The organism is Pyxidicoccus sp. MSG2, assembly GCF_026626705.1.
Classification (GTDB): domain Bacteria; phylum Myxococcota; class Myxococcia; order Myxococcales; family Myxococcaceae; genus Myxococcus.
The window spans coordinates 12,899,047-12,924,409 of record NZ_JAPNKC010000001.1 but is presented as its reverse complement, the minus strand read 5'-3'; the positions used below and the strand labels follow the sequence as shown (position 1 = coordinate 12,924,409).

Sequence of the window (25,363 nt, the reverse complement as noted above, 5' to 3'; positions counted from 1 at the left end):
CTTCCCTGGCGGGTTGCTCGTCCGGCGGGCGGTCGCGCGTAGATTTTCGCGCGGTTCGGTGTTACTCACGCCCGCTTCTTCCGACGAGCGCCCCGAACATGCCGGCTGAAAACGCGCACATCCGCAACTTCTGCATCATCGCCCATATCGACCATGGAAAGTCGACGCTGGCCGACCGTCTCCTCGACAAAACGGGGACGCTGACCAAGCGCGAGGCGCAGGCCCAGTTCCTCGACAACATGGACATCGAGCGGGAACGGGGCATCACCATCAAGGCCCAGTCCGTGCGGATGAACTACACCGCCAAGGACGGCAAGCAGTACGTCCTCAACCTCATCGACACGCCGGGACACGTCGACTTCGCCTACGAGGTCAGCCGCAGCCTGGCCGCGTGCGAGGGCGCGCTCCTGGTGGTGGACGCGTCGCAGGGCGTGGAGGCCCAGACGCTGGCCAACGTCTACATGGCGCTGGACCACGACCTCGAAATCATCCCGGTCATCAACAAGATCGACCTGCCCAGCGCGGACGTCGCGCGCACCCGCTCGGAGATTGAAGACGTCATCGGCATCGACGCGTCCATCGCGGTGCCGGCCTCCGCCAAGGAGGGCATCGGCATCGAGGAGATCCTCGAGTCCGTGGTGGCGCGCGTGCCGCCCCCGAGCGGCTCGCCGGACGCCCCCCTCAAGGCCCTCATCTTCGACTCCTGGTACGACAACTACCGGGGCGTGGTGACGCTGGTGCGCGTGCTGGAAGGCACGCTCAAGCTGAAGCAGAAGATCAAGCTCTTCAGCAACAACAAGGTCTTCGAGGTGCAGGAGCTGGGCGTGTTCAGCCCGTTCTCGCGCCCGGTGCAGCAGCTGATGGCGGGCGAGGTGGGCGTGCTCGTCGCCAACGTGAAGGAGCTGCAGGACGCGAAGGTGGGCGACACCGTCACCGAGGAGGCCCGTCCCACGGACGCGCCGTTCCCCGGCTTCAAGGAAGTCAAGCCGATGGTGTTCTCCGGCATCTTCCCGGTGGACTCCGCGGAGTACGAGAACCTGCGCGACGCGCTGGCCAAGCTGACGCTCAACGACTCCGCCTTCACGTACGAGCCCGAGTCCTCCACCGCGCTGGGCTTCGGCTTCCGCTGCGGCTACCTGGGCCTGCTGCACATGGAGATCGTCCAGGAGCGCCTGGAGCGCGAGTACAACCTGAACCTCATCACCACCGCGCCCAGCGTGGTGTACCGCATCACCACCAGCAAGGGTGACGTGCTGCTGGTGGACAACCCGGCCAAGCTGCCGCCGGTGCAGAACATCGAGAAGTTCGAGGAGCCCCTCCTCACCTGTCACATCCACGTCCCCAACGACCACCTGGGTGCCATCCTCAAGCTGTGCCAGGACCGGCGCGGCGTGCAGAAGGACATCAAGTACCTGGGCAGCAGCGGCCAGCGCGTGCAGGTGACGTACGCGATGCCGCTCGCCGAGGTGGTGTTCGACTTCTTCGACAAGCTCAAGAGCGTGTCGCGCGGCTACGCGAGCCTGGACTACGAGCTGGCCGGGTACATGGAGTCCGACCTGGCCCGCCTGGACATCCTCATCAACGGCGAGCCGGTGGACGCCCTCAGCGTCATCGTGCACCGCGAGCGCGCGTACCTGCGCGGCCGCGAGGTGTGCCAGAAGCTGAAGGAGGTCATCCCGAAGCAGATGTACGAGGTGGCCATCCAGGCGGCCATCGGCGCGAAGATCATCTCGCGTGAGACCATCTCCGCCATGCGCAAGAACGTTCTGGCCAAGTGCTACGGTGGCGATATCAGCCGCAAGCGCAAGCTCCTGGAGAAGCAGAAGGAGGGCAAGAAGCGTATGAAGCAGGTGGGCACGGTGGAGATCCCGCAGGAAGCCTTCCTCGCGGTCCTCAAGACGGAGCAGTAGCGCATGAACGCGGCCAGTCCCTCGGCAACCCCCACGCCTCCCGTGAAGCTCGCCGCGGCGATGGCCGCCCGTCGCACGCCGGAGCAGCTGCGCGCCCGCCGCCAGCTCATGTGGCGCGAGCTGCTCACCAGCCTCTGGGCCCCGCTGTGCATCATCGGCCTGGCCTTCGTGCCCTACACCATCCTCATCGAGTTCGCGCCCTCCGCCGCCGCGTGGGCGCAGCCCTTGATGAAGGGGCTGGGGCTCCTGATGGTGGCCTACTTCGTCGCGCTGCTGGTGTGGCGCAACGTGTCCCCGAAGGAGAAGGCGCTGCGCGGGCTGCGCCACGAGGCGCAGGAGCTCATCTCCGAGAACGAGCGCATCCTCCAGAAGCCGCACGTGCGGGAGAAGCTGGGCGCGCAGGTGCCCGAGCGCATCACCGACCAGGCGCTGCGCGTGGAGACGGCCTCCATCGAGGGCAACGCGGAGCGGATGCGCCAGGAGCTCAAGGGGCTGGAGGAGCTGACGGCCCAGCACCTGGGCCCGTACCGCAAGCAGTCCGCCATGGACTTCGTGGGCGGCTTCGGCAAGGCGCTGCTCATCGCCCTGGTCATCCGCACCTTCATCGTGGAGCCGTACCGGATTCCGTCCGGCTCCATGCTCCCCACGCTGCAGATTGGCGACCAGGTCTTCGTCAACAAGTTCATCTACGGGGTGCGCGTCCCCTTCGCCAACGTGGTGCCGTTCGTCATCGTCCGGCACCCGGAGCGCGGGGACGTCATCGTCTTCAACAACCCCGTGGACGAGTCCAAGGACTACATCAAGCGCGTGGTGGGCATCCCCGGTGACACCGTGGAGGTCATCGACGGCGTCATCCACCTCAACGGCCAGCCGCAGGCGCGCAAGGCCGTGTCCACCGACTACATCGTCCACAACATCACCGACGATGGCCGCTGGTACGACCAGTCCGAGGCGCTGTTCGAGGAGAACCTGTCCGGGGTGACGCACGCCGCGCTGCAGACGCTGTCGCAGATGCCCGCGCGCGAGGGGCCCTACACGGTGCCCCCGGGCCACGTCTTCGTCATGGGCGACAACCGCGACAACAGCGCGGACAGCCGTCACGGCCTGGGCGTCACCGGACGAGGCAAGGTGGAGTACGTGCCCTACGGCCACATCAAGGGCAAGGCCATGGTGGTGTGGCTGTCGCTGGGCTTCGAGGGCCTGTTCCACGGCCTCTTCGGCGGCACCGGCCTGCGGGTGGACCGCTTCTTCGAGCCGGTCCGCTGAAGTACATCGCGGGGGCAGCCGGCCTGGCGCTCCACGCACGGTGCTTGACGCGCCGTGCGGCACGGGGTACGCGGCGCCCCCGGCCATGAGACACCTCCTCGGAATCGAAGGCTGGCGCCGGGACGAGCTGGAAGCACTGCTCGACCGCGCACGCGCACACCTTCCCGCCGGACCGGACGGCACGAACATCCTGCGTGGGAAGGTGGTGGCGAACCTCTTCTTCGAGGACTCCACCCGCACCCGCACCTCGTTCCACATGGCCGCCAAGGGCCTGGGCGCGAGCGTGATGAACTGGACCCAGACGGGCTCCTCCGTCTCCAAGGGCGAGACGCTCCTGGACACCGCGCGCAACATCGAGGCGACGGGGCCCACCATCATCGTCATGCGGCACAAGTCCTCGGGCGCGCCGCAACTGGTGGCGAAGCACGTGCGCTGCGCCGTCATCAACGCGGGCGACGGCACCCACGAGCACCCCTCCCAGGCGCTGCTGGACGCCTTCACGCTGCGCCAGCGCTGGGGCTCGCTGGACGGGCGCACGGTGCTCATCGTCGGCGATGTCATGCACAGCCGGGTGGCGCGCTCCAACCTCCTGTGCCTCAAGGCGCTGGGCGCGCGCGTGGTGCTGTGCGCCCCGCCCACGCTGATGCCGCCTGGCCTGGAGGCGATGGGCGCGGAGGTGACGCACAACCTGGACGCGGTGCTGCCGCAGGCGGACGCCATCATGTGCCTGCGCCTGCAACTGGAGCGGCAGACGGAGAACTTCCTGCCCTCCACGCGCGAGTACTCGCGCCTGTTCGGCATCAACGCGGCCCGCGAGGAGCGGATGAAGGAGGGCGCGGTGGTGATGCACCCCGGCCCCATCAACCGCGGCGTGGAGATTGCCCCCTCGGTGGCGGACGGGGCCCGCAGCGTCATCCTGGAGCAGGTGTCCAACGGTGTGGCCGTGCGGCGGGCCATCCTGGAGGTGTGCGCGTCATGAGCTCCACGGTGCTCTTCCGGCGGGGGCGTGTCATCGACCCGCGCAACGGTGTGGACGGCGTGCGCGACGTGCTGGTGCGCGACGGCAAGGTGGTGGAGGTGTCCGAGGCCCTGCTGCCCGTACCCTCCAGCGCCGAAGTCGTGGATGCCACCGGGAAGTGGGTGGTGCCGGGCTTCATCGACCTGCACGTCCACCTGCGCGAGCCGGGCGAGGAGGGGAAGGAGACCGTCCTCACCGGCTGCCGCGCGGCGGTGGCGGGCGGCTTCACCGCGGTGGTGGCCATGCCCAACACGAAGGTGGTCAACGACAACGGCATGGTGACGGAGCTGGTGCTCTCCCGCGCCCGCGCCGCCGGCCTGTGCCACGTCTACCCGGCCGGGGCGATCACCAAGGGCCTCAAGGGCGAGGAGATGGCGGAGATGGGCGAGCTGGTGTCCGCCGGCTGCGTGGCCATCACCGACGACGGACGCCCGGTGATGAATGCGGCGCTGATGCGGCGCGCGCTCCAGTACTCCACCCAGTTCGACGTCCCCATCATGGTCCACGAGGAGGACCTCACGCTGTCCGCCGGCGGCGCCATGCACGAGGGCCCCACGTCCACGCGGCTGGGCCTGCGCGGGATTCCCGCCTCGGCGGAGGTGGCCATGGTGGCGCGCGACCTGGTCCTGCTGGAGGAGACGGGCGCCCGGCTGCACCTGGCCCACGTGTCCTGCGAGGGCAGCGTGCGCCTCATCCGCGAGGCGAAGCGCCGCGGCCTGCGCGTGACGTCGGAAGTGACGCCGCACCACCTCATCCTGGATGACCGCGCGGTGGGCGACTACGACACCCACGCGAAGATGGCGCCGCCGCTGCGCTCCAACCGGGACGTGGAGGCACTGCGCGAGGCCATCGCCGACGGCACGGTGGAGGCCATCGCCACGGACCACGCGCCGCATGGCGTGCTGGACAAGCAGGTCGAGTTCGAGAAGGGCATCAATGGAATCGTCGGGCTGGAGACGTCCCTGGGGCTGACGCTGGAATTGGTCCACGCGGGCGTGCTCACCGCGAAGCGGGCGGTGGAGCTGCTGACGCACGGGCCGGCCAAGGCGTTCGGCCTGCCGGGCGGTCACCTGGCCCCCGGGGCGCCAGCGGACGTCACGGTGGTGGACCCTTCGGAGGAGTGGACGGTGGACGCCCACCGGTTCTATTCCCGCAGCCGGAATACGCCCTTCCACGGACGCAAGCAGAAGGGGCGTGTGGTGCAGACGTGGGTCGGCGGTCGGAAGGTGTTCGAGAACGGCCAGGTTGGCCCGAGCAAGGAGTCGCGGTGATGACGAAGCGGGCAGTGCTCGCGCTGGCGGATGGCACCACCTTCGAGGGCCGCGCCTTTGGCGCGGTCGGCGAGACGGTGGGCGAGGTGGTCTTCAACACGACCATGTACGGCTACCAGGAGGTCCTCACGGATCCCTCCTACGTCGGGCAGATCGTCACCATGGCGTACCCGGAGATTGGCAACGTTGGCGCCAACCCGGAGGACGAGGAGGGCTCCAAGGTCCACGCGGTGGGCATGGTGGTGCGTGCCCTCACGGAGCAGCCGTCCAACTGGCGCGCGAAGGAGTCGCTCGACGCGTACCTGAAGCGCAACAACGTCGCCGGAATCGAAGGCATCGACACCCGCCGCCTGGTGCGCCACCTGCGCACGCACGGCGCGCAGATGGGCGTCATCTCCAGCGAAGGGCTGTCCCCCCAGGCCCTGGTGGAGCGCGCCCGCTCCGCGCGCGGCATGGAGGGCCTGGACCTGGCCACCGGCGTGTCCACGAAGGCGCCGTACACCTTCACGACGCCTTCGCCGGACGTGTTCACCGGCATCGGGGAGAAGGTCCCCGAGAAGACGCTCCACTTCGACGTGGTGGCGTACGACTACGGTCTGAAGAAGTCCATGCTCCACTTCCTGGTGGACCAGGGCTGCCGGGTGACGGTGGTGCCCTCCAACACCACGGCGGAGGAAGTCCTCGCGCGCAAGCCGAACGGCGTCTTCCTGGCCAACGGCCCCGGCGACCCGGCGGCGGTGAAGGGCGCGGACCGCACCGTGGCGGCGCTCCTGGGCAAGGTGCCGGTGTTCGGTATCTGCCTTGGCCATCAGATCATGGCCCTGGCGCTGGGCGGCCGGACGTACAAGATGAAGTTCGGACACCGCGGTGGAAACCAGCCCGTGAAGGACTTGACGACCGGCAAGGTCGAAATCACCGCGCAGAACCACGGCTTCGCCGTGGACGACGCCAGCCTCAAGGGCCTGGCCGTCGTCACGCACATCAACCTCAACGATGGCACGGTGGAGGGCCTCGCCGTCCCGGACGCGCGAGCCTTCAGCGTGCAGTACCACCCCGAGGCCTCTCCAGGCCCTCATGACGCACGCTATCTCTTCGGCCGGTTCGCGAAGCTGATGGCGGGGTAGGATGGCAGACCGCTCTATGGACTCGCCGCTGTCACCGCTCTCGTATCAGCCGTACCTGGATCAGCTCATCGCCTTCGGCAGCCAGGAGCCCCGCAAGGAGGACCTCCTCGCCGCCAAGGCCGACTACTTCCGCCTGACGGGAGAGGTGTTCGAGGACGACAAGCTGTTCGAGCTGAGGATGGCGTCCTTCCTCGACTACTACCTCTACGACCGCGTCTCGCCGCTCACCGGCAAGACGCCGGCCGCGGAGCTGTACGAGCAGCGGCTGGCCAACGCGCCGCCCGAGGAGGCCAACGCCTTCCGCAGCTTCACGGAAACGGTCCACGGCCTCTTCGAGGTCCGCAAGCTGGGCAAGGGCGAGGTCCGCCTGCGCGAGCTGTACTCCGGCAAGGACTTCGACGTGACGGAGCGCCGCCACATCGCCGGCCTGGAGACGGGTGACATCATCGAGGCCCGCCTCATCCCCTTCGGCGGGCACCTGCTGTTCTCCTCCGCCTTCTGCTACCACCCGCGCGTGGCCGTGAAGCCCATCAAGGCCGAGGTGAAGCGCCGCAAGAAGAAGGAGCCGGACCGCACGCCCAACGAGCTCGTCTGGGAGTGCGCCCGCCGCGCCCTCAACGTGGAGCGCTACCGCCAGCTCCCCGTCGAGAAGCTCTACGACTTCGAGCAGAAGGTGCTCTGAGCGTCTCCCGGGCCCGCGTCGCGAAGGCGCGGGCCCGAAGCCGCCTCAGACGCGGTGGATGCTCATGAGATTCGTGTTGCCCGGCACGTTGAGCGGTACGCCGGCCACCACCACCACGGGCGTGCCCGCCTTGCAGATGCCCGCATCGCGGCACAGCTTGCGCACCTGCCGGAGCATGGTGTCCGTGGACGTCACCCGGCCCACCTGGTGTCCCGTCACGCCCCAGTAGAGTGACATCCGGTTCACCGTGTCCTGGCTCGGCGTGAGGGCGACGATGCGCGCGTGGGGCCGGAACTCGGAGATGAGGCGCGCGGTGTGGCCGCTCTCCGTGTAGGCGACAATCGTCTCGATGTTGAGCTGCGTGGCCGCCGCCACCGCGGCCGCCGCCACGCCCGTCCCCATGTCTTCCGAGCGCTCGAAGGGGGAGTGGTGCTGGTGCCGCACCACGCCGCGCTCCGTCTCCTCGACGATGCGCGCCATGGTGGCCGCGGCGTCGACGGGGTAGCGGCCCGCCGCCGTCTCGCCCGACAGCATCACCGCGTCCGCGCCGTCGAGAATCGCGTTGGCGACGTCCGACACCTCGGCACGCGTGGGCCTCGGGTTGTTCACCATGCTCTCCAGCATCTCCGTGGCGACGATGACGAGGCCGCCCCTGCGGTTCACCTCGCGCACCATGCGCTTCTGGATGGCGGGGAGCTGCTCCAGCGGCATCTCCACGCCCAGGTCGCCGCGCGCCACCATGATGCCGTCCGCCGCCGCGGCGATGGCCTCCAGTTGGTCCACCGCCTGGGGCTTTTCAATCTTCGCGATGAGCGGGGTCCTGTTCTGCTTCACGAGCTCGCGCGCCTTGTGGATGTCCGCCGCGGAGCGCACGAAGGACAGCGCCACGTAGTCCACGCCCACCTCCTGGCCGAAGGCCAGGTCGTCCACGTCCTTGGGCGTAATCGTGGGCACCGACATGGGCGAGCCCGGCAGGTTCAGCCCCTTCTTGTCCTTCAAAAGCCCACCCACCTCCACCTTGCAGGTGACGTCCGGGCCCTGGACCTTCAGGACCCGCAGCCGCACCCGCCCGTCGTCCAGGAGGATGTCGTCCCCGCGCACCACGTCCTTCACCAGCGACTTGATGGGGGTGGGAATGATGGAGCCATGGCCCATGACGGCCCGCGTCGTCACCGTCACCGTCTGGCCGGCCTTCACCGTGAGCTGTCCGTCCTGGAACTTCCCGAGGCGGATCTTGGGCCCCTGGATGTCCTGGAGGATGGCCACCGGCATGCGCAGGCGCTTCGCCAGCTTGCGGATGATGGCGACCCGCTGGCGGTGCTCCTCGTGCGTACCGTGGGAGAAGTTCAGCCGCGCCACGTTCATGCCCGCGCGGATGAGTCCCTCGATGACTTCAGGTGTGTCCGAGGCGGGCCCCAGCGTACAGATGATCTTCGCCTTGCGCATATGTGCGCGCATCCTAGGCGTCCGGGGGGCCGGCTTGACAGCCTCACGCTCGCGGGGCAATTCTTCCGCCACACGCGAGGCGCCCACCCTACCGGCGGGCCCTCGCGAATCTATTTGTGCTCTCGACGTTTGAGAGAGAAAGCCCGGCTTCCCTGGGAGGGGGGGCCGGGCTTTCTTGCGTCTTGTGGCTGGCTTCCGCTGCGTGCGGGGCGGGGGCCCGTCCAGTCTAGAGGTCGATCTGCTTGCCCGTGCCCTGCGGCGTGAGGGCCGGGTGGCCCTGCGGCAGGGTGTCCATGTCCATGTCGAGCGGCGTCTGCTGCTGGCTGGAATCGGGCGTGCCGGGCAGGGGCAGGGGCGCCGCGTCCTCGTCCATGTCCATGCCGCCCTGCCCGCTGCCACCCACGCCGGGGCCGCCCTGCATGCCTTCAATCTCGTCGCGGCTGATGCCGGCGAGCGTCAGCACCTTGCGGGTGACGCGGATGCGGGCGTGGCTGGTGAGCGCCATGGCGATGGAGTCCGAGGGGCGCGCCTCCAGGGTCATCTTCCGCTTGCCCTGCTCCAGGAAGACGCGGCCGGAGTAGACGTTGTCGCGCAGGTCGTCGATGCGGACCTCGGTGACGCGGCCGCCGAGCTGCTGCACCACGTCGTCGAGCAGATCTTGAGCGAGCGGCTGGGGCGGCTCGCGTTCGGCCAGCCGGAAGGCGATGGAGACGGCCGAGGCCTCGTCCACGAAGACGGGCAGGACGATGTCGCGGTCCTTGGTGGTCAGCACGACGGCGTGCGTCTGCGCCTCCACGAGCGGCACCACGTCCTGCACCTCGAGCTCCACGAGCTCGGCGCAGGCCTTGGGGTCGTCTCCATGGTCGGTGATGCAGGGCTGCTGGGAGCTCGCTTCGGGAACAGACGCGGCGATGGCGCCGGTTGAACTGAAGGCAGGCAGGAGCAGGAGCCCTCCCAGCGCCAGGACCACTGCGGAGAGAGGTGCAACGAAGAGGGTCGCGCGGTTGGGCGTTTTCACACCTCTAAGCTACGCACCCAGTACCCCCCCGGGAGGGCGCCGCTCCGGGCGCGGCCTTCCGGGGGGTACAACGCCGCCCCCCGGGTTGGGGGGCAGGCGGGCGAGCTTTCAGCCGCGGTCGTCGTCCTCTTCGTCGTCGTCGTAGTCCTCTTCGTCGTCGACGTCCTCGTCCTCATCCTCGTCGAGCTCGTCGTCCTCCTCGGAGTCCTCCTCGTCCTCGTCGTCCTCCTCGTCGTCGAGGGAGTCCTCCACGTCGACGGACTCGAGCGTCATGGACACGGCGAACTTCTTGTCGAGCGCGGCGATCTGCGCCCGCATCTCCGTGAGCGCTGCGACGAAGTCCTCCGTCAAGTTGGCGGGCGCCTTCGCGTCGCAGTGAGGGCAGACGATCTTCTCCGTCCCCTCGATGAGATCCTGGGCGTCCAGCTCGAAGCTCGCCTCGCACTTCTGGCAGGTGAAGTCGATGCTCATGGTCGGGCGCGGCATACAAAGCACTCCATCCAGCTGTCAACGTCTGAGACGCGCGACGCTGCTGGCGGGGCCGGGTGGGCATCCGTTACCTTCCGCCCATGGAACTACCGAAGACCGTCGTTCACGCACTCCACGACCGGGCCACCCAGCTGGAGCAGCAGCCGGCCCTCTGGAAGCTCCAGGGGGGCGCCTATGTGCCCACCTCCTGGGCGGACTACGCGCAGCGGGTCCGCCGCTTCGCCCTGGGCCTGCACGCCCTGGGCTTCGGAGCGGGGCAGCCGGTGGGCATCCTCGGCTTCAACCGCGAGGAGTGGCACGTGGCGGACCTGGGCACCATCGCCATGGGCGGGGTGCCGGTGGGCCTGTACACCACCAGCTCGCTGGAGCAGCTCGAGTACATCCTCGGACACTGTGAGGCCACCGTCCTCGTGGTGGAGAACGAGAAGCACCTGCGCACCGGCCTGGCCCTCCGCCAGAAGCTCCCCGCGCTGCGCCACCTCGTCGTCATCGACCCGCCGGCCACGCTGCCCGAGGGTGTGCTGACGTACGCGGACGTCATGGCCCGTGGCACCGGCGTGGACGAGGGGCCGTACTGGGACAGCGTCAACGCGCTCAAGCCCGAGCAGATGGGCACCCTCATCTACACCTCCGGCACCACCGGCCACCCCAAGGGGGTGATGCTCAGCCACCACAACCTGGTGTGGACGGCGAACCAGCTGAAGGAGTCGGTGGAGTTCGGGAAGAACAACGCGCCGTCCCTCATCTCCTACCTGCCGTTGTCCCACATCGCCGAGCAGATCATCTCCCTGCACTGTCCGCTGCTGATGGGCATCCAGGTGTACTTCGCCCAGTCGGTGGACAAGATGCCGGACGCCCTGAAGGAGCTGCGGCCCACCTTCTTCTTCGGCGTGCCCCGCGTGTGGGAGAAGTTCAAGGTGAAGGCGGAGGCGGGCCTCAAGTCCCAGCCGCCCATGAAGCGGCGGCTGGTGGACTGGGCGCGCGGCGTGGCCATGGAGCGCCACACCCGCGCCATGCGCCACGAGCGCATCCCGCTGCTGATGGAGGCGAAGTACCGCCTGGCGCAGAAGCTGGTGTTCGCCCCGCTCAGGGCCCGCATCGGCATGGACCGGGTGGAGTTCTTCGCCACCGCGGCGGCGCCCATCGGCCGTGACGTGCTGGACTTCTTCGCGTCCATCGACATCGTCATCCACGAGGTGTGGGGCATGACGGAGGTGACGGGCCCCGGCACGGTGAACACCGAGGACGCCACGCGGCTGGGCACGGTGGGCCGCGCCATGCTGGGCGTGGAGCTGCGCATCGCCGAGGACGGCGAAATCCTCGTGCGCGGCGGCAACGTCTGCATGGGCTACTACAAGAACCCGGAGGCCACCGCGGAGCTGCTGGAGGACGGGTGGCTGCACACCGGAGACGTGGGCCAGTTGGACTCGGAGGGCTTCGTCCACATCACTGGCCGCAAGAAGGAAATCATCGTCACCTCCGGCGGGAAGAAGACGGCCCCGAGCAACATCGAGGAGATGCTGAAGATGCTGCCGGGCGTGGGCCACGCGCAGGTGATTGGTGAGCGGCGCAACTACCTCGTGGCCCTGCTGGCGCTGGAGTCGGAGAAGGCGCTCGCCCTGGCGAAGGAGAAGGGCTGGCCCACGGACCTGGCCGTCCTCGCCGAGGACAAGCGCCTGCACGAGTTCCTCCAGCAGGGGATTGAGCGCGACGTCAACCCGAAGCTGGCCCGCTTCGAGACCATCAAGCGCTTCGCCGTCCTGGGGAAGGAGTTCTCCGTCGACGGAGGCGAGCTGACGCCCAAGCTGAGCGTGCGCCGCAAGGTGGTGGAGCAGAAGTATGCGGCCCTCATCGAGTCGCTCTACGCCGACTCCAAGGGCGCGGAGGCCCACGGCTGAGGCCGTCCGGGCCCGCTGGAGGGCCTGCGAAAAGCGAAGGGGCGGGGAACCTCGCGGTTCCTCGCCCCTTTTCACTTCAAGCCCGCTCGCGGGTTACTTCGCGGCGCGCTTGTCCATGGCGACGTAGTCGCGGCGCTTGGAGCCCGTGTAGACCTGACGGGGACGGGCAATCTTCTGCTCCGCGTCCGTCACCATCTCCTCCCACTGCGCGCACCAGCCCACCGTGCGGGGGATGGCGAAGAGCACCGGGAACATCTCCGCCTGGAAGCCCATCGCCTCGTAGATGAGGCCGGAGTAGAAGTCGACGTTGGGGTACAGCTTCCGCTTCACGAAGTACTCGTCCTGGAGGGCGATCTTCTCGAGCTCCAGGGCGATGTCGAGCAGCGGGTTCTTGCCCGTCACCTCGAAGACCTCGTCCGCGACGCGCTTGATGACCTTGGCGCGCGGGTCGTAGGACTTGTAGACGCGGTGGCCGAAGCCCATCAGCTTCTTCTCACCCTCGCCGCTCTTCACCGACTTGATGAAGTCGGGGATCTTGGAGACGTGGCCAATCTCCCGGAGCATGCGGAGCACCGCCTCGTTGGCGCCGCCGTGCAGCGGGCCGTAGAGGGCGCCGATGCCCGCCGTCACGGCGGAGTACGGGTCCACCTCGGACGAGCCGACGGTGCGCACGGACGTGGTGGAGCAGTTCTGCTCGTGGTCCGCGTGGAGGATGAAGAGCACGTCCAGCGCGCGCTCCAGCACCGGGTGCACCTTGTAGGTGGTGGTGCCGATGCGCTTGATCATCGCCAGGAAGTTGGCGACGTAGGACAGGTCGTTGTCCGGGTAGATGTACGGCAGGCCCATGCTGTGCCGGTAGGAGAACGCGGCGACGGTGGGCATCTTCGCGATGAGGCGCGTGATCTGGATGCGGCGGCTGCGCTCGTCCTTGATTTGCTTCGCGTCCGGGTAGAGGCCGGAGAAGGCGGCGACGGTGGAGCCGAGCATGGACATGGGGTGCGCGTCGTAGCGGAACCCGTCCATGAAGGTCTTCACGTTCTCGTGCACGTACGTGTGGTGCGTGACGAGGTGGACGAACTGCTCCAGCTCCTTCGGCGTGGGCAGCTCGCCGTTGAGCAGGAGGTACGCGACTTCCAGGAAGCTGGACTTCTCCGCGAGCTGCTCGATGGGGTAGCCGCGGTACTCCAGGATGCCCTTGTCACCGTCGATGAAGGTGATGGCGCTCTTGCAGTTGGCCGTGTTGAGGAACGCCGGGTCGTAGCCCATCAGCCCGAAGTCTTCTTCACTGGCTTTGATCTGGCGGAGAGCGTTGGTGCGAATACAGCCGTTCTCGATCGGGACTTCGTACGTCTTCCCGGTCCGATTGTCGGTGATCGTCAGCGTGTCCTTGGCCATGGGCGCAGATTTCACAGGGCGCAGAGCGCTTTCAACAAAAAAGAACGATAAGTCCGTAGGGCGGACACTGATGGTTCTACTGCGCGCCAGAAATAAGAGCGCCAGAGCGCTCGAGCTGGCGCCAGAAGCCGGGAAAACTCTTCTCCACGCACTCGGGGCCGGTCAGCAGGAGTGGCGTACCGGACAGCACGCACAGTGTGGCAGCCGTCATCGCCAGCCGGTGGTCGCCCCGGCTGTCCATCTCGAAACGCGCGGGGGGCGTGGCCGGGGGGCGGATTTCGAGCGTTTCCCCCTGGAGGTCGGTGGTGCCGCCATAGGCCGCCACGAGCGAGCGGATGCCCTCCAGGCGGTCGCTCTCCTTCACTCGGAGGATGCCCACGTCCGTGAGGGTGGACGGGGCCGGCAGGATGCACGCGAGCGCCGCCAGGGTGGGCAGCAGGTCCGGACATTCCTTCCCGGAGGCCCGCAGGCCGCCGGACAGCCGTCCCTCGACCTTCAGCGTGTGGAGTGAGCCGGCGGGCACGGCCTTCAGGCCCACCTGCTCGATGAGCCGGAGGATGGCGTCGTCCGGGTGCGCGCTGCCGGTGTCCGCCCGCTCCACGGTGCCGCCGGCCTTCCAGGAGATGAGCAGCAGGTACCCCAGCGAGGACCAGTCACCCGGCAGCGAGGGGACCCTCGGGGGCGCCGTGTACCCGGCCACGGTGTAGCGCGAGGGGGACTCCTGGATGACGAAGCCGAAGCGCTTCAGCCACGTCACCGTCAGCTCCAGGTAGCCGGCGCTCGTCAGCGGGCCTTCGATTTCCACGCTCCACGCGCGGTGCTCGCGCAGGTACAGCGCGGCGCAGCCCAGCAGCAGGCTGGAGGCGTACTGGCTGCTCTGCGCGCCCGGCACCCGGAACACCGGCGCCACGGCGGACGTGTTCTGCGGAGCGCGCAGCTCCACCGGCCAGGGCGTGCCCTCCGTGAGGGAGAGGCCCGCGGACGCGAGCGCATCTCGCAGCGAGGTGAAGAGGGGCCCGTGGGGGCGCTCGCCCAGGCGGGGCGTGCCGGTGAAGCGCACGTGCACGCCGGGCGTCACCGCGGCCTGGGTGACGAGGATGCGGAAGGGGGCGCCACCGTCGGCGCAGTCCACGTCGCGCACCGGGCCCGGGGGCTGGCGCAGGGCCTCCACGCCCCGGCGCAGCACGCGCACGTCGGCGGGCAGGTCCTCGTCCGGCTCGGCCTGCACGGACGGCAGCGGCCACGCGCCGGTGAGGTGGCCCAGGACCAGCGCCCGCTGCGCGTCCGACTTGGACACGGGAGGGTTGAGCGGCGCGGCGCGCAGGCCGGCCGGGTCCACGAGGATGCGGGACACGCTCGTCGAGCTCATGGGCGGATACCTTTCGTCCAGGCGGGCCACAGCTCGCGCCAGGTGTGCTGGGCGACGTCGCGCACCTCGGTGGTGCCGATGGCGGTCAGCAGCACCATGCGCAGCTCGCCCGCGCTGCCCGCCTTCTTGTCGGCGTTGAGCAGCGTCACGATGTCCTTCAGCGGCGCGCGGCGGAGCAGGGCGGCGGCGCGCTCCCGGCCGAGGACGCCGGGGCCGTTGGCGAGAGCGGCCTCCGCCTGGGTGGCCACGGGCTCGGGTGTCACGCCGAGGTGACGGCCCACGTCCAGGGCCAGCAGCATGCCCAGGCCCACGCCGTCACCGTGCGACAGCTTGAAGCGCGAGACGCTCTCCAGCACGTGCCCGAAGGTGTGGCCGAAGTTGAGCACGCGCCGCAGGCCCTGGTGCTCGTACGGGTCCTGCGAGCAGACGCGCTCCTTGAGGGCGCGCGCGTCCTTCACCAGCTTCTCCAGCGCGGGCGGCTTGCGGACGTAGCGGCGGAAGAGGGAGGCGTCGAGGCTGATGACCATCTTCCACGCCTCGAGCGAGCCCTCGCGCACCTGCGTCTCGGAGAGGGTGGAGAAGAACTCCGGGCAGAGCCAGCCTTCCTCCGCGTAGTGGAAGACGCCGGCGGGGTTCTTCACCACGCGTCCGCGCACCGTCATGTCCACCGCGCCCTTGCCCCCGAGGCTGCTGTCCACCGCCGCGAGCAGCGTGGTGGGTACCTGCACCAGCCGCACGCCGCGCTTGAGCAGGTGCGCGGCCACGGTGGACACGTCGCCCACGGTGCCTCCGCCCACGGCCAGCAGCGTGCCGGAGCGCGGCAGGGACAGGCCCCCCGCGAGCACCTTCTCCAGCGCGGTGAAGGTCTTGGCGCTCTCGCCACCGGTGAGCTGGATGATGGCGCGCGGACGGCGGGCCTCCAGGGTGGAGATGAGCGCGGGGTGCAGCTTCGCCACGGTGCGGTCCACCACCGCCACGCTGCCTTCGGGGAGGCTCGCGGCGAGGCGGGCGAAGGTGCCCCAGCGGTCGACGGGAGTGCGGTAGGCGCCGGGAGGAAGGAAGCTGCTCATAGCGTGTGGGGCCGGGCGTTCAGTTGGAGGACGAGGTCGGCGATGACCAGCGACACCATCGCCTCCAGCACCGGGACGGCGCGGGGCATGATGCATGGGTCGTGTCGCCCGCCCTTGGCATGGTCCATCAGCGTCGCGGGCGGCTTGAAGAAGGCGCGCACCTGCATGGGCTCCCCGTTGGCGAGGCCGCCCTGGATGCCACCGTACGCGTCCTTCACCGAGTGGAAGACGGTGCCAGGCTGACCGATTCGCTCGAGCAGGTCCGGCGGCCCCCACACGACGCCCGTCACCGCGCCGATGCTGCCGAGCGCCTGGGCGATGAGCGCCTTGATCTTCCCGAAGATGGGCTCGCCCAGGCCCACGGGCAGGCCCTCCACGCGCACGTCGATGGAGCCACCCAGGCTGTCACCGGCCTCCTTCGCGGCGAGGATGCGGCGGGACATCTCGTCGCGCACGGCGACGTCCGGGCAGCGCGTGGCGTGCGCGTCCACCTGCTCGCGCGTGAGGCCGGGCGCGGGCACGGCGGACACGAGGTCCCCCACCTGGGACACGTACGCGACGGTGCGGATGGAGGGGAGGTCGCGGGCCAGGTACGCCTCCGCGATGGCACCGCCGATGACGCGGCAGAGCGTCTCGCGCCCGCTGGTGCGGCCGCCGCCGCGGTGGTCTCGGTGCTTGAAGCGCTCGCGCCACACGGCGTCCGCGTGGCCGGGGCGGTCCTCCTGCTTCAGCTTCTCGTAGTCGCCCGAGCGCTGGTTGGTGTTGCGGACGATGGCGGCGATGGGCGTGCCCAGCGTCTTCTCCTCGAAGACGCCGGAGAGGATTTCGACCTGGTCGGGCTCGCTGCGGGCCGTGACGAGCGCGGACTGGCCCGGGCGGCGGCGGTCCAGGGCGACCTGGATCTGCTCGCGGGTGAGGGGCACGCCGGCGGGACAGCCATCGAGGATGGAGCCGAGCGCGGGCCCATGGCTCTCGCCAAAGGTCGTCAAACGGAAGAGGGTGCCGAAGGTGTTCATGTCGCGGACTCCCAGAGCTGGCGCTGCCGCCGGGCCTGCGCCACGAACCACGCCGCGCCCAGCAGGACCGGCGTCCCGCCACGGCGTTGAATCTCCGCGGCGATGCGCCGACCCGGCGCACCGTATGCGATCACCGCGACGCGCGCCTTATTGAAACGCAGTTGCTCCGGCGGGGCCACGCGGTCCGGCCACGTCCACACGCCCGCCCCGTTCAGCGGGGCCTTGATGTCGGCGCGGCGGAGCACGCGCAGGTTGCAGCCAATCTCTCCCGCCACGGCCCGCATCGCCGCGGTGGCGCCGCCGTCACCCAGCACGAAGGCGTCCATCGCGTTGAGCCGGTCCAGCACCGTGAGGGCGCCGTACGTGTCGGTGTTGAAGGACTCCCAGCGTGTGCCCCGGCGCACCAGCGTGTTGATGGCCTGCAGCGGGGAGCGCGTGTGCTGCGCGAGTCGGAGCTTGAAGGGGCTGGTGACGGCAAAGCCCGCGTAGTGCGGCAGCAGCGAGTCCACCAGCGTCTCGACGGGCGCGTCCTCGGGGATGTCGATGCGGTCGAAGGGCTGCCGGTGGATGCGCGGCGAGCGCGAGTGGACGATGGACGTGCCGAGGATGCCCAGCCGCAGGGGCGGGTCCAGCGTCAGGCTGTCCGCACCGCGCATCTCACGGACGACGTCGTCGATCAGCCGCTGCCCCGGCGCCGCGGCCCAGGCGCCTCCCGTCGCCACGTAGTCGAGCACGTTGTTGCGCGCCAGCACCGCCCGCGCCGGCAGCGCCACCGGGCCCATGCCGAGCACCGTGACTCGCGTGACGCCAAAGCGTTGCATCAGCAACCACTGTGTCTCCAGCAGCGTGCGCAGGTGCTCCGGCCCGTGCATGGGCTCCACGTGCTTCACCAGGGCGTCCGGTGGCAGCTCGCGCTCCCAGAGCTTCAGGGCCTCCGCGGAGGACAACTGGCGCTCCGCGTGGTGCGACGCGAGCAGTTTCCCCGAGGGGGCATCCAGTGCGCCGTCTCGTCCCCGGGTATCCTTCAAGTCACGGTCCACGCGCCACGCGGCGGAGACCCAGGCGGGCGGCAGGGGCGTGCCCCGCTCGGAGACGAGCAGCGGGAGCACCTGCGCGAGCGCCTCGACGTCGATGGCGTCGGGGGCGTGCAAATCGGTGCGAAGCTCGAGCACGTCCGCGCCCCGGCGCTGACCGTCGCGCGCGAAGTGCACGGCGTCATGGCCGAGCACGGTGGGGGGCAGGGTGACGACGCGACGGGCGGGCGTCACGGAAGGACCTCGGTGGTGAGGCAGCCCCGGAGGAAATCCACCAGGGCCACCGTGGGGACGCGAGCGTGGAGTGCCTCGCGCTCATGGAACACGGCGGACAATTCGTCTTCCAGCGAGAGCTCGGGGCGCAGGCGCGGGCGCGTCCGGTCCCTGAGCAGGCGCTCGCGGTACGTGTCGAAGCTGATGGGGACGAGCAGGGTGAAGAGGCCCGTCAGCGCGTCCGCATGATGGGAGAGGAAGCCGCCTCCCAGGGACACCAGCCCACCGGGCGGCAGCTCCAGCAGGGTGTTGCGCTCGGCGGCGCGGAACTCCGCCGGTGCCTCGACCACCCACCTGCGCAGCGGGCGGCCGTGGATGCGCTCCAGGTGCGCATCCAGGTCCAGTCCCGTTCTGCCAAGCAACCCGCCTACCAGTGGCAGCAGGCGTGTCTTGCCCGCGCTCCGGTGGCCGGCAATCGCCACCGTCTGCCCGGGTTTGGGTAGCAGGGCAGGCCCGGGCAGGGCGAGCGCTTCGCGAAGCCCCGGCGCGAGCCGGGGGTCGACGGAGGCGAGCGTCTGTTCAACGAGGCGCTTTCGCTCCTCAGCGGACGGTGCCGACATAGACGTAGGCGGTGCCGAACGTCAGCGGGTGGGCGGCCCGCTCCGAATACGCGCCGGACTGCTCCATCAGCTCCACGAACTTGTCCCCACTGGGGAAGGCCGCGGAGGTGCGGGGCAGGTACTCGTACGCGGCGCGATTGCCGGTCAGCAGTCCGCCGACGGCGGGCATGATGCTCTTGCTGTAGAAGCGGAACAGCCCGCCGAAGACGCCGTTGGGCTGGCCGAACTCCAGGACCACCACACGGCCACCGGGGCGCACCACGCGGGCCATCTCCTTCAGGCACTTCACCGGGTCATCCACGTTGCGGATGCCGAAGGCGATGGAGGCCACGTCGAAGGAGTTGTCCGAGAAGGGCAGGGCGAGCGCGTCCGCCACCTGGAACTCCACCTGGAGGCCGGCCTTCGCCGCCTTGGCGGGGGCGCTCTCCAGCATCTCCGGGCAGAAGTCGGTGCCGACGACGCGGCCGGAGCCGCCCACCTTGCGCTTGAAGACCATGGCCAGGTCGCCGGTGCCGGTGGCGCAGTCGAGGACGGTGCTGCCCTCCTTCGCACCACTGAGTCGCACGGCGGTCCGGCGCCACAGGCGGTGGACGCCGAACGAGAGGACCTCGTTCGTCACGTCGTACCGCGGAGCGATGGAAGAAAACATCTGACGGACTTCGGTGCTCATCGAGCCCTCGCGACCTGGGCCGGACCTTCCGGCCTCCAAAGGTGTCGGTCCACCGCTCCTAGCACGGCTGGCAGCCGGCGCATCAACGTCTGGAAGCGCTCGGGTGTCAGGGCCTGGTGGCCGTCGCACATTGCCTGCTCCGGCCGGGGGTGGACTTCAATCAACAATCCATCCGCCCCGGCGGCCGCGGCGGCCAGCGACATGGGGAGGATGAGCTCCGGGACGCCCGTCGCGTGCGACGGGTCCACGATGACGGGCAGGTGCGAGCGCTGCTTCGCCCATGCCACCGCCGCCAGGTCCAGCGTGTTGCGCAGCTCGGTTTCGAACGTTCGGATGCCGCGCTCGCACAGCATCACCTGCTCGTTGCCGCCGTCGAGGATGTACTCCGCCGCCAGCAGCCACTCCTGCATCGTCGCGGAAAGTCCCCGCTTGAGGAGCACCGGCCGGCGCGACTTTCCCAGCGCTCTTAGCAGCGAGTAGTTCTGCATGTTCCGCGCGCCCACCTGGAGGATGTCCGCGGATTCCTCCATGAGCGGCAGCTGCGAGGACTCCATCACCTCGCTGATAACGGGCAGCCCGTGGCGGTGCCCGGCCTCGGCCAGCACATGCAGGCCCGGCTCGCCCATGCCCTGGAAGGCGTAGGGGCTGGTGCGTGGCTTGAATACGCCACCCCGGAGGACGTGGGCCCCGGCGGCGGCGACGGCTGCCGCGGCGCGATCCACCTGCTCCGCCCCCTCCACCGCGCACGGCCCGGCCATGACGACGAAGCCCGGGCCGCCGACCTCCACGGCACCCACCTTGACTCGCGTGCCCTCGGGCCGCGCGGAACGCAGCACCTTCCTCGCGCCTGTGTCCCGCCCCGATACCGCCGGTGCGGGTGCGTCTGGCCGCTCGCCTCCCACGGACCCTCCAATTCATGGAGTTCAAGAGGTTTTGAACTCCTTGGTGCATGTATAGCCGAGATGGCTTAGAAGACAACCGAAGGTGATTGCGAGGCAATCATCGATGAGGAACGCTGATGAAGACGCTCAATCCCGTTGAGGGCCAGCGCTGGGTGGCCGGAATGATGCCCCTGGCGGAGGGGGATCCGCTGGCGGGAGCGGACGTGCTGGGCGTTCCATCGGTGTACTGGGAGCGGCCGCTGGCCCAGGAGGCCGCCGCCGGCTGGGGCGAGGCCGCGGTGGTGGTGGCGGAGGACGCATCCCAGGCCCCGGCCGCGCTGGCGTCCCTGGGCGCCCTGTCGCTGCGCTGGGTGGGTGAAGCGCCCGAGTCCATGCCCGGCCCCTGGTTCGGCGGAATGCGCTTCGGCGCCACCGGTGCGCCGGACGCGGCGTGGGACGCCCACGGCGTGGCGCGCTGGACGTTGCCGGAGGTGCTGGTGTGGCGTGACGGGGCGGGGCTGATGGTGGCGGCCTTCGCGCCGGAGGGTCGGGGTGGTGAGGATGCGGTGCGCTCGCGGCTGGAGCGGGTGCGCGCGTGCTTCCCGGCGACGTACCGGCATCCGAAGGGCGCGCAGGTGGCGCTGGCGCTGGCCTCCTCGCGGCCCGCCTTCGAGGCGCGGGTGGAGCGCGCGCTGGAGGCGATTGCCTCGGGCCACCTCCAGAAGGTGGTGCTGGCGCGCTCGCTGGACGCGGAAGGGCCGGCGGCCTTCGACGTGGTGGACGTGCTGTCGCGGCTGCGCGAGCAGAACCCGCGCTGCGCCACCTTCCTCTTCCGCGCGCCGGACGGGGCCTGCTTCCTGGGCGCCACGCCGGAGACGCTGTGCCGCGTGGACGGACAGGTGCTCCAGACGGAGGCCCTCGCGGGCACGGCGTCGCCGGGGGATGCGGCCGGGTTGAAGGGGCACGACAAGGACTTGCGCGAGCACGACTCGGTGGTGCGCTACATCCTCGCGACGCTGCGCCCCCTGGCGGAGAAGGTGACGTCGGACGCGGAGCCCGCGCTGCTCACACTGAAGAATCTGGTGCACCTGCGCACGGGCATCCGCGCGGACCTGAAGCCCGGAGTCACGGCGGCGCAGGTGGTGGCGGCGCTGCACCCGACGCCGGCGGTGGGCGGCTTCCCGCGCGAGCGGGCGCTGTCCTTCCTGGTGGAGCACGAGGGGTTGGACCGCGGCTGGTATGCGGGGCCGGTGGGCTGGGTGGGTCCGAAGCGCGCGCACCTGATGGTGGCGCTGCGCTCGGCGCTGGTGCGCGGTGGGAAGGCGCGGCTGTTCGTGGGCGTGGGGCTGGTGGCGGGCTCCACTCCGGAAGCCGAGTGGCGGGAGACGGAGATGAAGAGCCTGGCCATGTTGCGGGCGCTGGGAGGCGGGGATGTCGTCCGACGCTAACGTCAATGTGCTGTGGGCGCGCGCGTTGCTGGAAGAGCTGACGCGAGGGGGCGTGCGGCACGCGGTGGTGTGCCCGGGCTCGCGCTCGTCGCCGCTGGCGCTGGCGTGCGCCCGCTCGGAGGGGCTGCGGACCTGGTCCGTCATCGACGAGCGGAGCGCGGGCTTCTTCGCGCTGGGACTCGCGAAGCAGTCGCGGGCCCCGGTGGTCGTGGTGGCCACGAGCGGCACGGCGGGGGCGCACTTCTACCCGGCGGTCATCGAGGCGTCGCTGGCCCACGTGCCGCTGGTGGTGCTGACGGCGGACCGCCCGCTGGAGCTGCAGGGGTGGGGCGCGCCGCAGACGGTGTCGCAGGCACGCTTCTTCGGCGAGCACGCGCGCCTCTTCGCGGACCTGGGCCTGCCCGAGGCGAGTGACGTGGCCGTGGCCCACCTGCGCGCCACCGCCGCCCGCGCCGTGGCCACCGCGCTGCGCGCCCCGCGAGGCGCCGTGCAGCTCAACGTGCCCTTCCGCGAGCCGCTGGCCCCGGTGGTGGAGCCCTTCGGTGAGGAGCGACTGTCCGCGCTGGCAAAGGCGGGCCGGCCCGGGGCGCCGCTCACGCGAATCGTCCCGCCCATGCCCGCGCCGGATGCGGCCGCGCTGGAAGGCGTGCGCCGCCGCATCGCCGCCACCGAGCGCGGCGTCATCGTCTGCGGACCGCGAGACGAGGCGGACGGCTTCGCGGAGGCCATCAGCGCGCTGGCGCAGGCGACGGGCTACCCGGTGCTGGCCGAGGCCACCTCGCAGGCCCGTTATGGCGGCGGTCCGCTCACGGTGTCGCACTACGACGCGCTGCTGCGCCACGCGCCCTTCGCGAAGGCGCACCGTCCCGAGTTGGTGCTGCGCTTCGGCGGAGGGCTGACGCCCAAGGTGCCGCAGCAGTGGCTCGACGCGTCCGGCGCGGACATCGTCCTCTTCAGCGACGGGGGCGCACTGTTCGACCCGGCGCACCGGGCGGCGCTGGTGGTGGAGGGCTCGGCGGTGGCCTCTTGCGAGGCATTGACGCGCGGCCTTTCGCGCGGCGCGGGGCCCTGGGCGCGGAGCTTCCTGGGCGCGGAGAGGCTGGCGCGCGCGGAATTGGAGTCGGCCTTCTCCGAGCAGCCCGAGGTGCTCAACGAGCCGCGCATCGCGCGCGAGGTGGTGGCGGCGCTGCCGTCCGGGGTGCCGCTCTTCGTGTCCAGCAGCATGCCCATCCGCGACGTGGACGCCTTCGCCCCAGCGGGTTCGGTGCCGCTGCGAGTGCTGGCGAATCGCGGGGCCAACGGCATCGACGGCATCGTCTCCAGCGCGCTCGGCATGGCCGCGGCGGCGGGACGGCCCGCGGTGCTGCTCACCGGGGACCTGGCGCTGCTGCACGACGTGGGCGCCTTCGTCACCGCGGCGCGTGCCCGCCTGTCGCTCACCGTGGTGGTGGTGAACAACGACGGTGGCGGCATCTTCTCGTTCCTGCCGGTGGCCCAGGCGGCGCGGCCGGACGACTTCGAGTCCCTCTTCGGCACTCCTCACGGGGTGGACCTGTCCCACGCGGCCGCGCTCGGCGGGGCGCGTCTGCACCGGCCCCGGACGCCCGCGGCGCTTCGGGCGGCGGTGCGCGAGGGGCTCGAGGGGGGACTGCATCTGGTGGAGGTGCGGGTGGATCGCGCCGCCAACGTGGACGAGCACCGGCAGCTCTTCGCTCGGATGGCTGCCGCACTGGGAGACGGACCATGGGCGTGACGCTGGCATATGAGACGTGGGGCGAGGGCCCCCGGCCGCTCGTGCTGCTGCACGGCTTCACGGGCAGCCGGAGCTCCTTCGACGACCTGCGGCCCTTCCTGGGCCGCGCGGTGAAGGCCATCGCCGTGGACCTGCCCGGACACGGGGCCACGCCGCTGCCGCGGCACATGGGCCGTGAGGGCTTCCTGGAGACGGTGGACGCGCTGGTGGCGCTGGTGGACCGGCTGGGGCAGGGGCCCGTGGATTTGCTGGGCTACTCGCAGGGCGCGCGCGTGGCGCTGGCGGCGGTCGTGCGCGCACCAGACCGGTTCGGCCGGCTCATCATGGAGAGCGGCTCGCCGGGCCTGCACCGCCGGCAGGAGCGCGCGGCGCGGCGCGAGGCGGATGCGCAGCTCGCGGCCTTCATCCGAGCCCGGGGCGTGGACGCCTTCGTCGACCGCTGGGAGGCGCTCCCCCTCTTCGAGGGTCTGCGCCAGTTGTCGCCCGAGCGCCGTGACGCCCTGCGCGCCCGCCGCGGCGCCTGCACGCCGGAGGGACTCGCCGGAGCGCTGGAGTGCCTGGGCCTGGGCGTACAGCCGGACTACTGGCCGGAGCTGCACGCGCAGCGGCGGCCCACGCTGCTGCTCACCGGCGCGAACGACGCGAAGTTCACCCAGACGGCGCGCCGCATGGCCGCGGAGCTGCCGGTGGTGTGGCGCCATGCCTTCGCGGACTGCGGCCACGCGCCACACCTTGAAGCGCCGGAGGCGTACGCCCGCGAGGTGCTGGGCTTCCTCCAGACGCCCTGGTACGAGGCGCCGCAGTTCGACAGTCCCGCCTCCACGGTGGCGGGGAGGATGGGCTCGTGAGCACGTCGGTTCCTGGAGTCAATCCCTCGATGGAGAAGCCTCGTCCCGGCGTGAAGCTCTGGGTGATGGCGGCGCGGCCGAAGACGCTGACGGCGGCGTTGGTTCCGGTGCTGGTGGGTACGGCGCTCGCGTTCGGTCTGGGCGTGGGCCGCGCGCTTCCGGCGCTCGCGGCGCTGCTGGGGGCGGTGCTCATCCAGATTGGCACCAACTTCATCAACGACTACTACGACTTCAAGAAGGGCGCGGACACGCACGAGCGGCTCGGCCCCAAGCGCGTCACGCAGAGCGGCCTCATCGCGCCGAGCACGGTGCTGGCCGGCGCGGCCGTGTGTTTCGGGCTGGCGACAGCGGTGGGCCTGTACCTCGTGGTGGTGGGGGGCTGGCCCATCATCGCGATTGGTGTCGCGTCGCTGCTGTGCGGCTTCGCGTACACGGGCGGACCCTTCCCGCTGGGCTACCACGGGCTGGGAGACCTGTTCGTCTTCATCTTCTTCGGGCTCGTGGCGGTGACGGGGACGTACTACGTCCAGGCGGGCACGGTGGACCCGGCGGCGTGGTGGGCGGCAGTCCCGGTGGGGGCCATCGGCACCGCGCTCATCGTGGTGAACAACCAGCGCGACGCCTCGACGGACGTGAAGGCAGGCAAGCGCACGCTGGTGGTGCGCTTCGGCACGGGCATGGGCCGCGCGGAGTACGTGCTGCTGCTCGTGCTGTCCTATGCCACGCCCTTCGCCATGTACGCGTTGGGGCAGGCGGGCCCCTGGGTATTCCTGGCCCTGCTGAGTCTTCCACTGGCAGTTCCACCTCTGAGGTTGATGTTGACCGCCCAGGGGGCCGCGCTGAACCCGGCCCTGGGGGGAACGGCGCGGCTACAACTTGTCTATGGCCTGCTGTTCGCGCTGGGGCTGTACCTGAGATGATGTG

22 protein-coding genes are annotated in these 25,363 nt (G+C 70.2%); 11 read left to right on the top strand and 11 right to left on the bottom strand.

The window, feature by feature from the left end:
• Nucleotides 1–98 precede the first annotated feature (98 nt).
• The 6 genes from lepA (at nucleotide 99) to OV427_RS48865 (ending at nucleotide 7,271) form a co-directional block, all read left to right on the top strand.
• Nucleotides 99–1,910, top strand: coding sequence for a translation elongation factor 4 (lepA, locus tag OV427_RS48890; RefSeq protein WP_267863145.1), 1,812 nt, complete (start codon nucleotides 99–101; stop codon nucleotides 1,908–1,910).
• Nucleotides 1,911–1,913: 3 nt separating this feature from the next.
• Entirely contained in the window at nucleotides 1,914–3,176 is a 1,263-nt protein-coding gene (gene lepB / locus OV427_RS48885; protein WP_267863144.1) for a signal peptidase I, read from the top strand.
• A gap of 85 nt (nucleotides 3,177–3,261) precedes the next feature.
• The gene (locus OV427_RS48880) at nucleotides 3,262–4,155 is read left to right on the top strand and encodes an aspartate carbamoyltransferase catalytic subunit (protein ID WP_267863143.1); all 894 of its coding nucleotides are present in this window, start codon (nucleotides 3,262–3,264) and stop codon (nucleotides 4,153–4,155) included.
• Nucleotides 4,152–5,465, top strand: a complete 1,314-nt coding sequence (locus OV427_RS48875; RefSeq protein WP_267863142.1) for a dihydroorotase — start codon at nucleotides 4,152–4,154, stop codon at nucleotides 5,463–5,465. The genes OV427_RS48880 and OV427_RS48875 overlap by 4 nt, the downstream gene beginning before the upstream one ends.
• On the top strand, nucleotides 5,465–6,589 hold the full coding sequence (gene carA, locus OV427_RS48870) for a glutamine-hydrolyzing carbamoyl-phosphate synthase small subunit (protein WP_267863141.1): 1,125 nt from the start codon (nucleotides 5,465–5,467) through the stop codon (nucleotides 6,587–6,589). Before OV427_RS48875 ends, carA begins: the two co-directional genes overlap by 1 nt.
• 16 nt (nucleotides 6,590–6,605) lie before the next feature.
• Nucleotides 6,606–7,271 carry a hypothetical protein gene (locus OV427_RS48865; RefSeq protein ID WP_267863594.1) on the top strand — a complete coding sequence of 222 codons (666 nt, stop codon included), beginning with the start codon at nucleotides 6,606–6,608 and terminating at the stop codon, nucleotides 7,269–7,271.
• A 45-nt stretch (nucleotides 7,272–7,316) separates the two neighbouring features.
• Here OV427_RS48865 and pyk read toward each other — a convergent pair whose 3' ends face one another.
• The 3 genes from pyk to OV427_RS48850 all read right to left on the bottom strand — a co-directional run bounded on the left by pyk (nucleotide 7,317) and on the right by OV427_RS48850 (nucleotide 10,221).
• Nucleotides 7,317–8,717, bottom strand: coding sequence for a pyruvate kinase (gene pyk / locus OV427_RS48860; protein ID WP_267863140.1), 1,401 nt, complete (start codon nucleotides 8,715–8,717; stop codon nucleotides 7,317–7,319).
• A 226-nt stretch (nucleotides 8,718–8,943) separates the two neighbouring features.
• Entirely contained in the window at nucleotides 8,944–9,735 is a 792-nt protein-coding gene (locus OV427_RS48855; RefSeq protein WP_267863139.1) for a bifunctional nuclease family protein, read from the bottom strand.
• 108 nt (nucleotides 9,736–9,843) lie between these two features.
• Complete coding sequence (locus tag OV427_RS48850; RefSeq protein ID WP_267863138.1) at nucleotides 9,844–10,221, bottom strand: hypothetical protein; 378 nt, start codon at nucleotides 10,219–10,221, stop codon at nucleotides 9,844–9,846.
• A gap of 83 nt (nucleotides 10,222–10,304) precedes the next feature.
• Between OV427_RS48850 and OV427_RS48845 the strand changes: the two genes are divergently transcribed.
• Nucleotides 10,305–12,122 carry an AMP-dependent synthetase/ligase gene (locus OV427_RS48845; RefSeq protein WP_267863137.1) on the top strand — a complete coding sequence of 606 codons (1,818 nt, stop codon included), beginning with the start codon at nucleotides 10,305–10,307 and terminating at the stop codon, nucleotides 12,120–12,122.
• 93 nt (nucleotides 12,123–12,215) lie between these two features.
• Here OV427_RS48845 and OV427_RS48840 read toward each other — a convergent pair whose 3' ends face one another.
• The 8 genes from OV427_RS48840 to aroF all read right to left on the bottom strand — a co-directional run bounded on the left by OV427_RS48840 (nucleotide 12,216) and on the right by aroF (nucleotide 20,345).
• On the bottom strand, nucleotides 12,216–13,517 hold the full coding sequence (locus OV427_RS48840; protein WP_267863136.1) for a citrate synthase: 1,302 nt from the start codon (nucleotides 13,515–13,517) through the stop codon (nucleotides 12,216–12,218).
• 76 nt (nucleotides 13,518–13,593) lie between these two features.
• Complete coding sequence (locus tag OV427_RS48835; RefSeq protein WP_267863135.1) at nucleotides 13,594–14,886, bottom strand: 3-phosphoshikimate 1-carboxyvinyltransferase; 1,293 nt, start codon at nucleotides 14,884–14,886, stop codon at nucleotides 13,594–13,596.
• Nucleotides 14,883–15,956, bottom strand: coding sequence for a 3-dehydroquinate synthase (locus OV427_RS48830; protein WP_267863134.1), 1,074 nt, complete (start codon nucleotides 15,954–15,956; stop codon nucleotides 14,883–14,885). Before OV427_RS48830 ends, OV427_RS48835 begins: the two co-directional genes overlap by 4 nt.
• Entirely contained in the window at nucleotides 15,953–16,972 is a 1,020-nt protein-coding gene (gene aroC / locus OV427_RS48825) for a chorismate synthase (RefSeq protein ID WP_267863133.1), read from the bottom strand. Before aroC ends, OV427_RS48830 begins: the two co-directional genes overlap by 4 nt.
• Nucleotides 16,969–18,240, bottom strand: a complete 1,272-nt coding sequence (locus OV427_RS48820; RefSeq protein ID WP_267863132.1) for a shikimate dehydrogenase — start codon at nucleotides 18,238–18,240, stop codon at nucleotides 16,969–16,971. Before OV427_RS48820 ends, aroC begins: the two co-directional genes overlap by 4 nt.
• Nucleotides 18,237–18,839 (bottom strand): shikimate kinase, encoded by a 603-nt coding sequence (locus OV427_RS48815; RefSeq protein ID WP_267863131.1) that lies wholly within the window; start codon nucleotides 18,837–18,839, stop codon nucleotides 18,237–18,239. The genes OV427_RS48820 and OV427_RS48815 overlap by 4 nt, the downstream gene beginning before the upstream one ends.
• Nucleotides 18,820–19,509: a bifunctional demethylmenaquinone methyltransferase/2-methoxy-6-polyprenyl-1,4-benzoquinol methylase UbiE gene (gene ubiE / locus OV427_RS48810; protein WP_267863130.1), complete on the bottom strand. Its 690-nt coding sequence runs from the start codon at nucleotides 19,507–19,509 to the stop codon at nucleotides 18,820–18,822. Before ubiE ends, OV427_RS48815 begins: the two co-directional genes overlap by 20 nt.
• Nucleotides 19,506–20,345, bottom strand: coding sequence for a 3-deoxy-7-phosphoheptulonate synthase (aroF, locus tag OV427_RS48805; RefSeq protein WP_267863129.1), 840 nt, complete (start codon nucleotides 20,343–20,345; stop codon nucleotides 19,506–19,508). The genes ubiE and aroF overlap by 4 nt, the downstream gene beginning before the upstream one ends.
• 182 nt (nucleotides 20,346–20,527) lie before the next feature.
• Here aroF and OV427_RS48800 point away from each other — a divergent pair, with 182 nt between their 5' ends.
• The 4 genes from OV427_RS48800 to OV427_RS48785 are packed head-to-tail and all read left to right on the top strand — an operon-like array spanning nucleotide 20,528 to nucleotide 25,359.
• Nucleotides 20,528–21,838, top strand: coding sequence for an isochorismate synthase (locus tag OV427_RS48800; RefSeq protein WP_267863128.1), 1,311 nt, complete (start codon nucleotides 20,528–20,530; stop codon nucleotides 21,836–21,838).
• Complete coding sequence (gene menD / locus OV427_RS48795; RefSeq protein WP_267863127.1) at nucleotides 21,822–23,591, top strand: 2-succinyl-5-enolpyruvyl-6-hydroxy-3-cyclohexene-1-carboxylic-acid synthase; 1,770 nt, start codon at nucleotides 21,822–21,824, stop codon at nucleotides 23,589–23,591. Before OV427_RS48800 ends, menD begins: the two co-directional genes overlap by 17 nt.
• Entirely contained in the window at nucleotides 23,582–24,439 is an 858-nt protein-coding gene (gene menH / locus OV427_RS48790; protein WP_267863126.1) for a 2-succinyl-6-hydroxy-2,4-cyclohexadiene-1-carboxylate synthase, read from the top strand. The genes menD and menH overlap by 10 nt, the downstream gene beginning before the upstream one ends.
• Complete coding sequence (locus OV427_RS48785; RefSeq protein WP_267863125.1) at nucleotides 24,436–25,359, top strand: 1,4-dihydroxy-2-naphthoate polyprenyltransferase; 924 nt, start codon at nucleotides 24,436–24,438, stop codon at nucleotides 25,357–25,359. Before menH ends, OV427_RS48785 begins: the two co-directional genes overlap by 4 nt.
• Nucleotides 25,360–25,363: the final 4 nt, after the last annotated feature.

Coding starts and splice junctions, on each gene's coding strand:
- lepA (WP_267863145.1), top strand. CDS start 99: ATGCCGGCTGAAAACGCGCACATCCGCAACTTCTGCATCATCGCCCAT.
- lepB (WP_267863144.1), top strand. CDS start 1,914: ATGAACGCGGCCAGTCCCTCGGCAACCCCCACGCCTCCCGTGAAGCTC.
- OV427_RS48880 (WP_267863143.1), top strand. CDS start 3,262: ATGAGACACCTCCTCGGAATCGAAGGCTGGCGCCGGGACGAGCTGGAA.
- OV427_RS48875 (WP_267863142.1), top strand. CDS start 4,152: ATGAGCTCCACGGTGCTCTTCCGGCGGGGGCGTGTCATCGACCCGCGC.
- carA (WP_267863141.1), top strand. CDS start 5,465: ATGACGAAGCGGGCAGTGCTCGCGCTGGCGGATGGCACCACCTTCGAG.
- OV427_RS48865 (WP_267863594.1), top strand. CDS start 6,606: ATGGACTCGCCGCTGTCACCGCTCTCGTATCAGCCGTACCTGGATCAG.
- pyk (WP_267863140.1), bottom strand. CDS start 8,717: ATGCGCAAGGCGAAGATCATCTGTACGCTGGGGCCCGCCTCGGACACA.
- OV427_RS48850 (WP_267863138.1), bottom strand. CDS start 10,221: ATGCCGCGCCCGACCATGAGCATCGACTTCACCTGCCAGAAGTGCGAG.
- OV427_RS48845 (WP_267863137.1), top strand. CDS start 10,305: ATGGAACTACCGAAGACCGTCGTTCACGCACTCCACGACCGGGCCACC.
- OV427_RS48840 (WP_267863136.1), bottom strand. CDS start 13,517: ATGGCCAAGGACACGCTGACGATCACCGACAATCGGACCGGGAAGACG.
- OV427_RS48835 (WP_267863135.1), bottom strand. CDS start 14,886: ATGAGCTCGACGAGCGTGTCCCGCATCCTCGTGGACCCGGCCGGCCTG.
- OV427_RS48830 (WP_267863134.1), bottom strand. CDS start 15,956: ATGAGCAGCTTCCTTCCTCCCGGCGCCTACCGCACTCCCGTCGACCGC.
- aroC (WP_267863133.1), bottom strand. CDS start 16,972: ATGAACACCTTCGGCACCCTCTTCCGTTTGACGACCTTTGGCGAGAGC.
- OV427_RS48815 (WP_267863131.1), bottom strand. CDS start 18,839: ATGTCGGCACCGTCCGCTGAGGAGCGAAAGCGCCTCGTTGAACAGACG.
- ubiE (WP_267863130.1), bottom strand. CDS start 19,509: ATGAGCACCGAAGTCCGTCAGATGTTTTCTTCCATCGCTCCGCGGTAC.
- OV427_RS48800 (WP_267863128.1), top strand. CDS start 20,528: ATGAAGACGCTCAATCCCGTTGAGGGCCAGCGCTGGGTGGCCGGAATG.
- menD (WP_267863127.1), top strand. CDS start 21,822: ATGTCGTCCGACGCTAACGTCAATGTGCTGTGGGCGCGCGCGTTGCTG.
- menH (WP_267863126.1), top strand. CDS start 23,582: ATGGGCGTGACGCTGGCATATGAGACGTGGGGCGAGGGCCCCCGGCCG.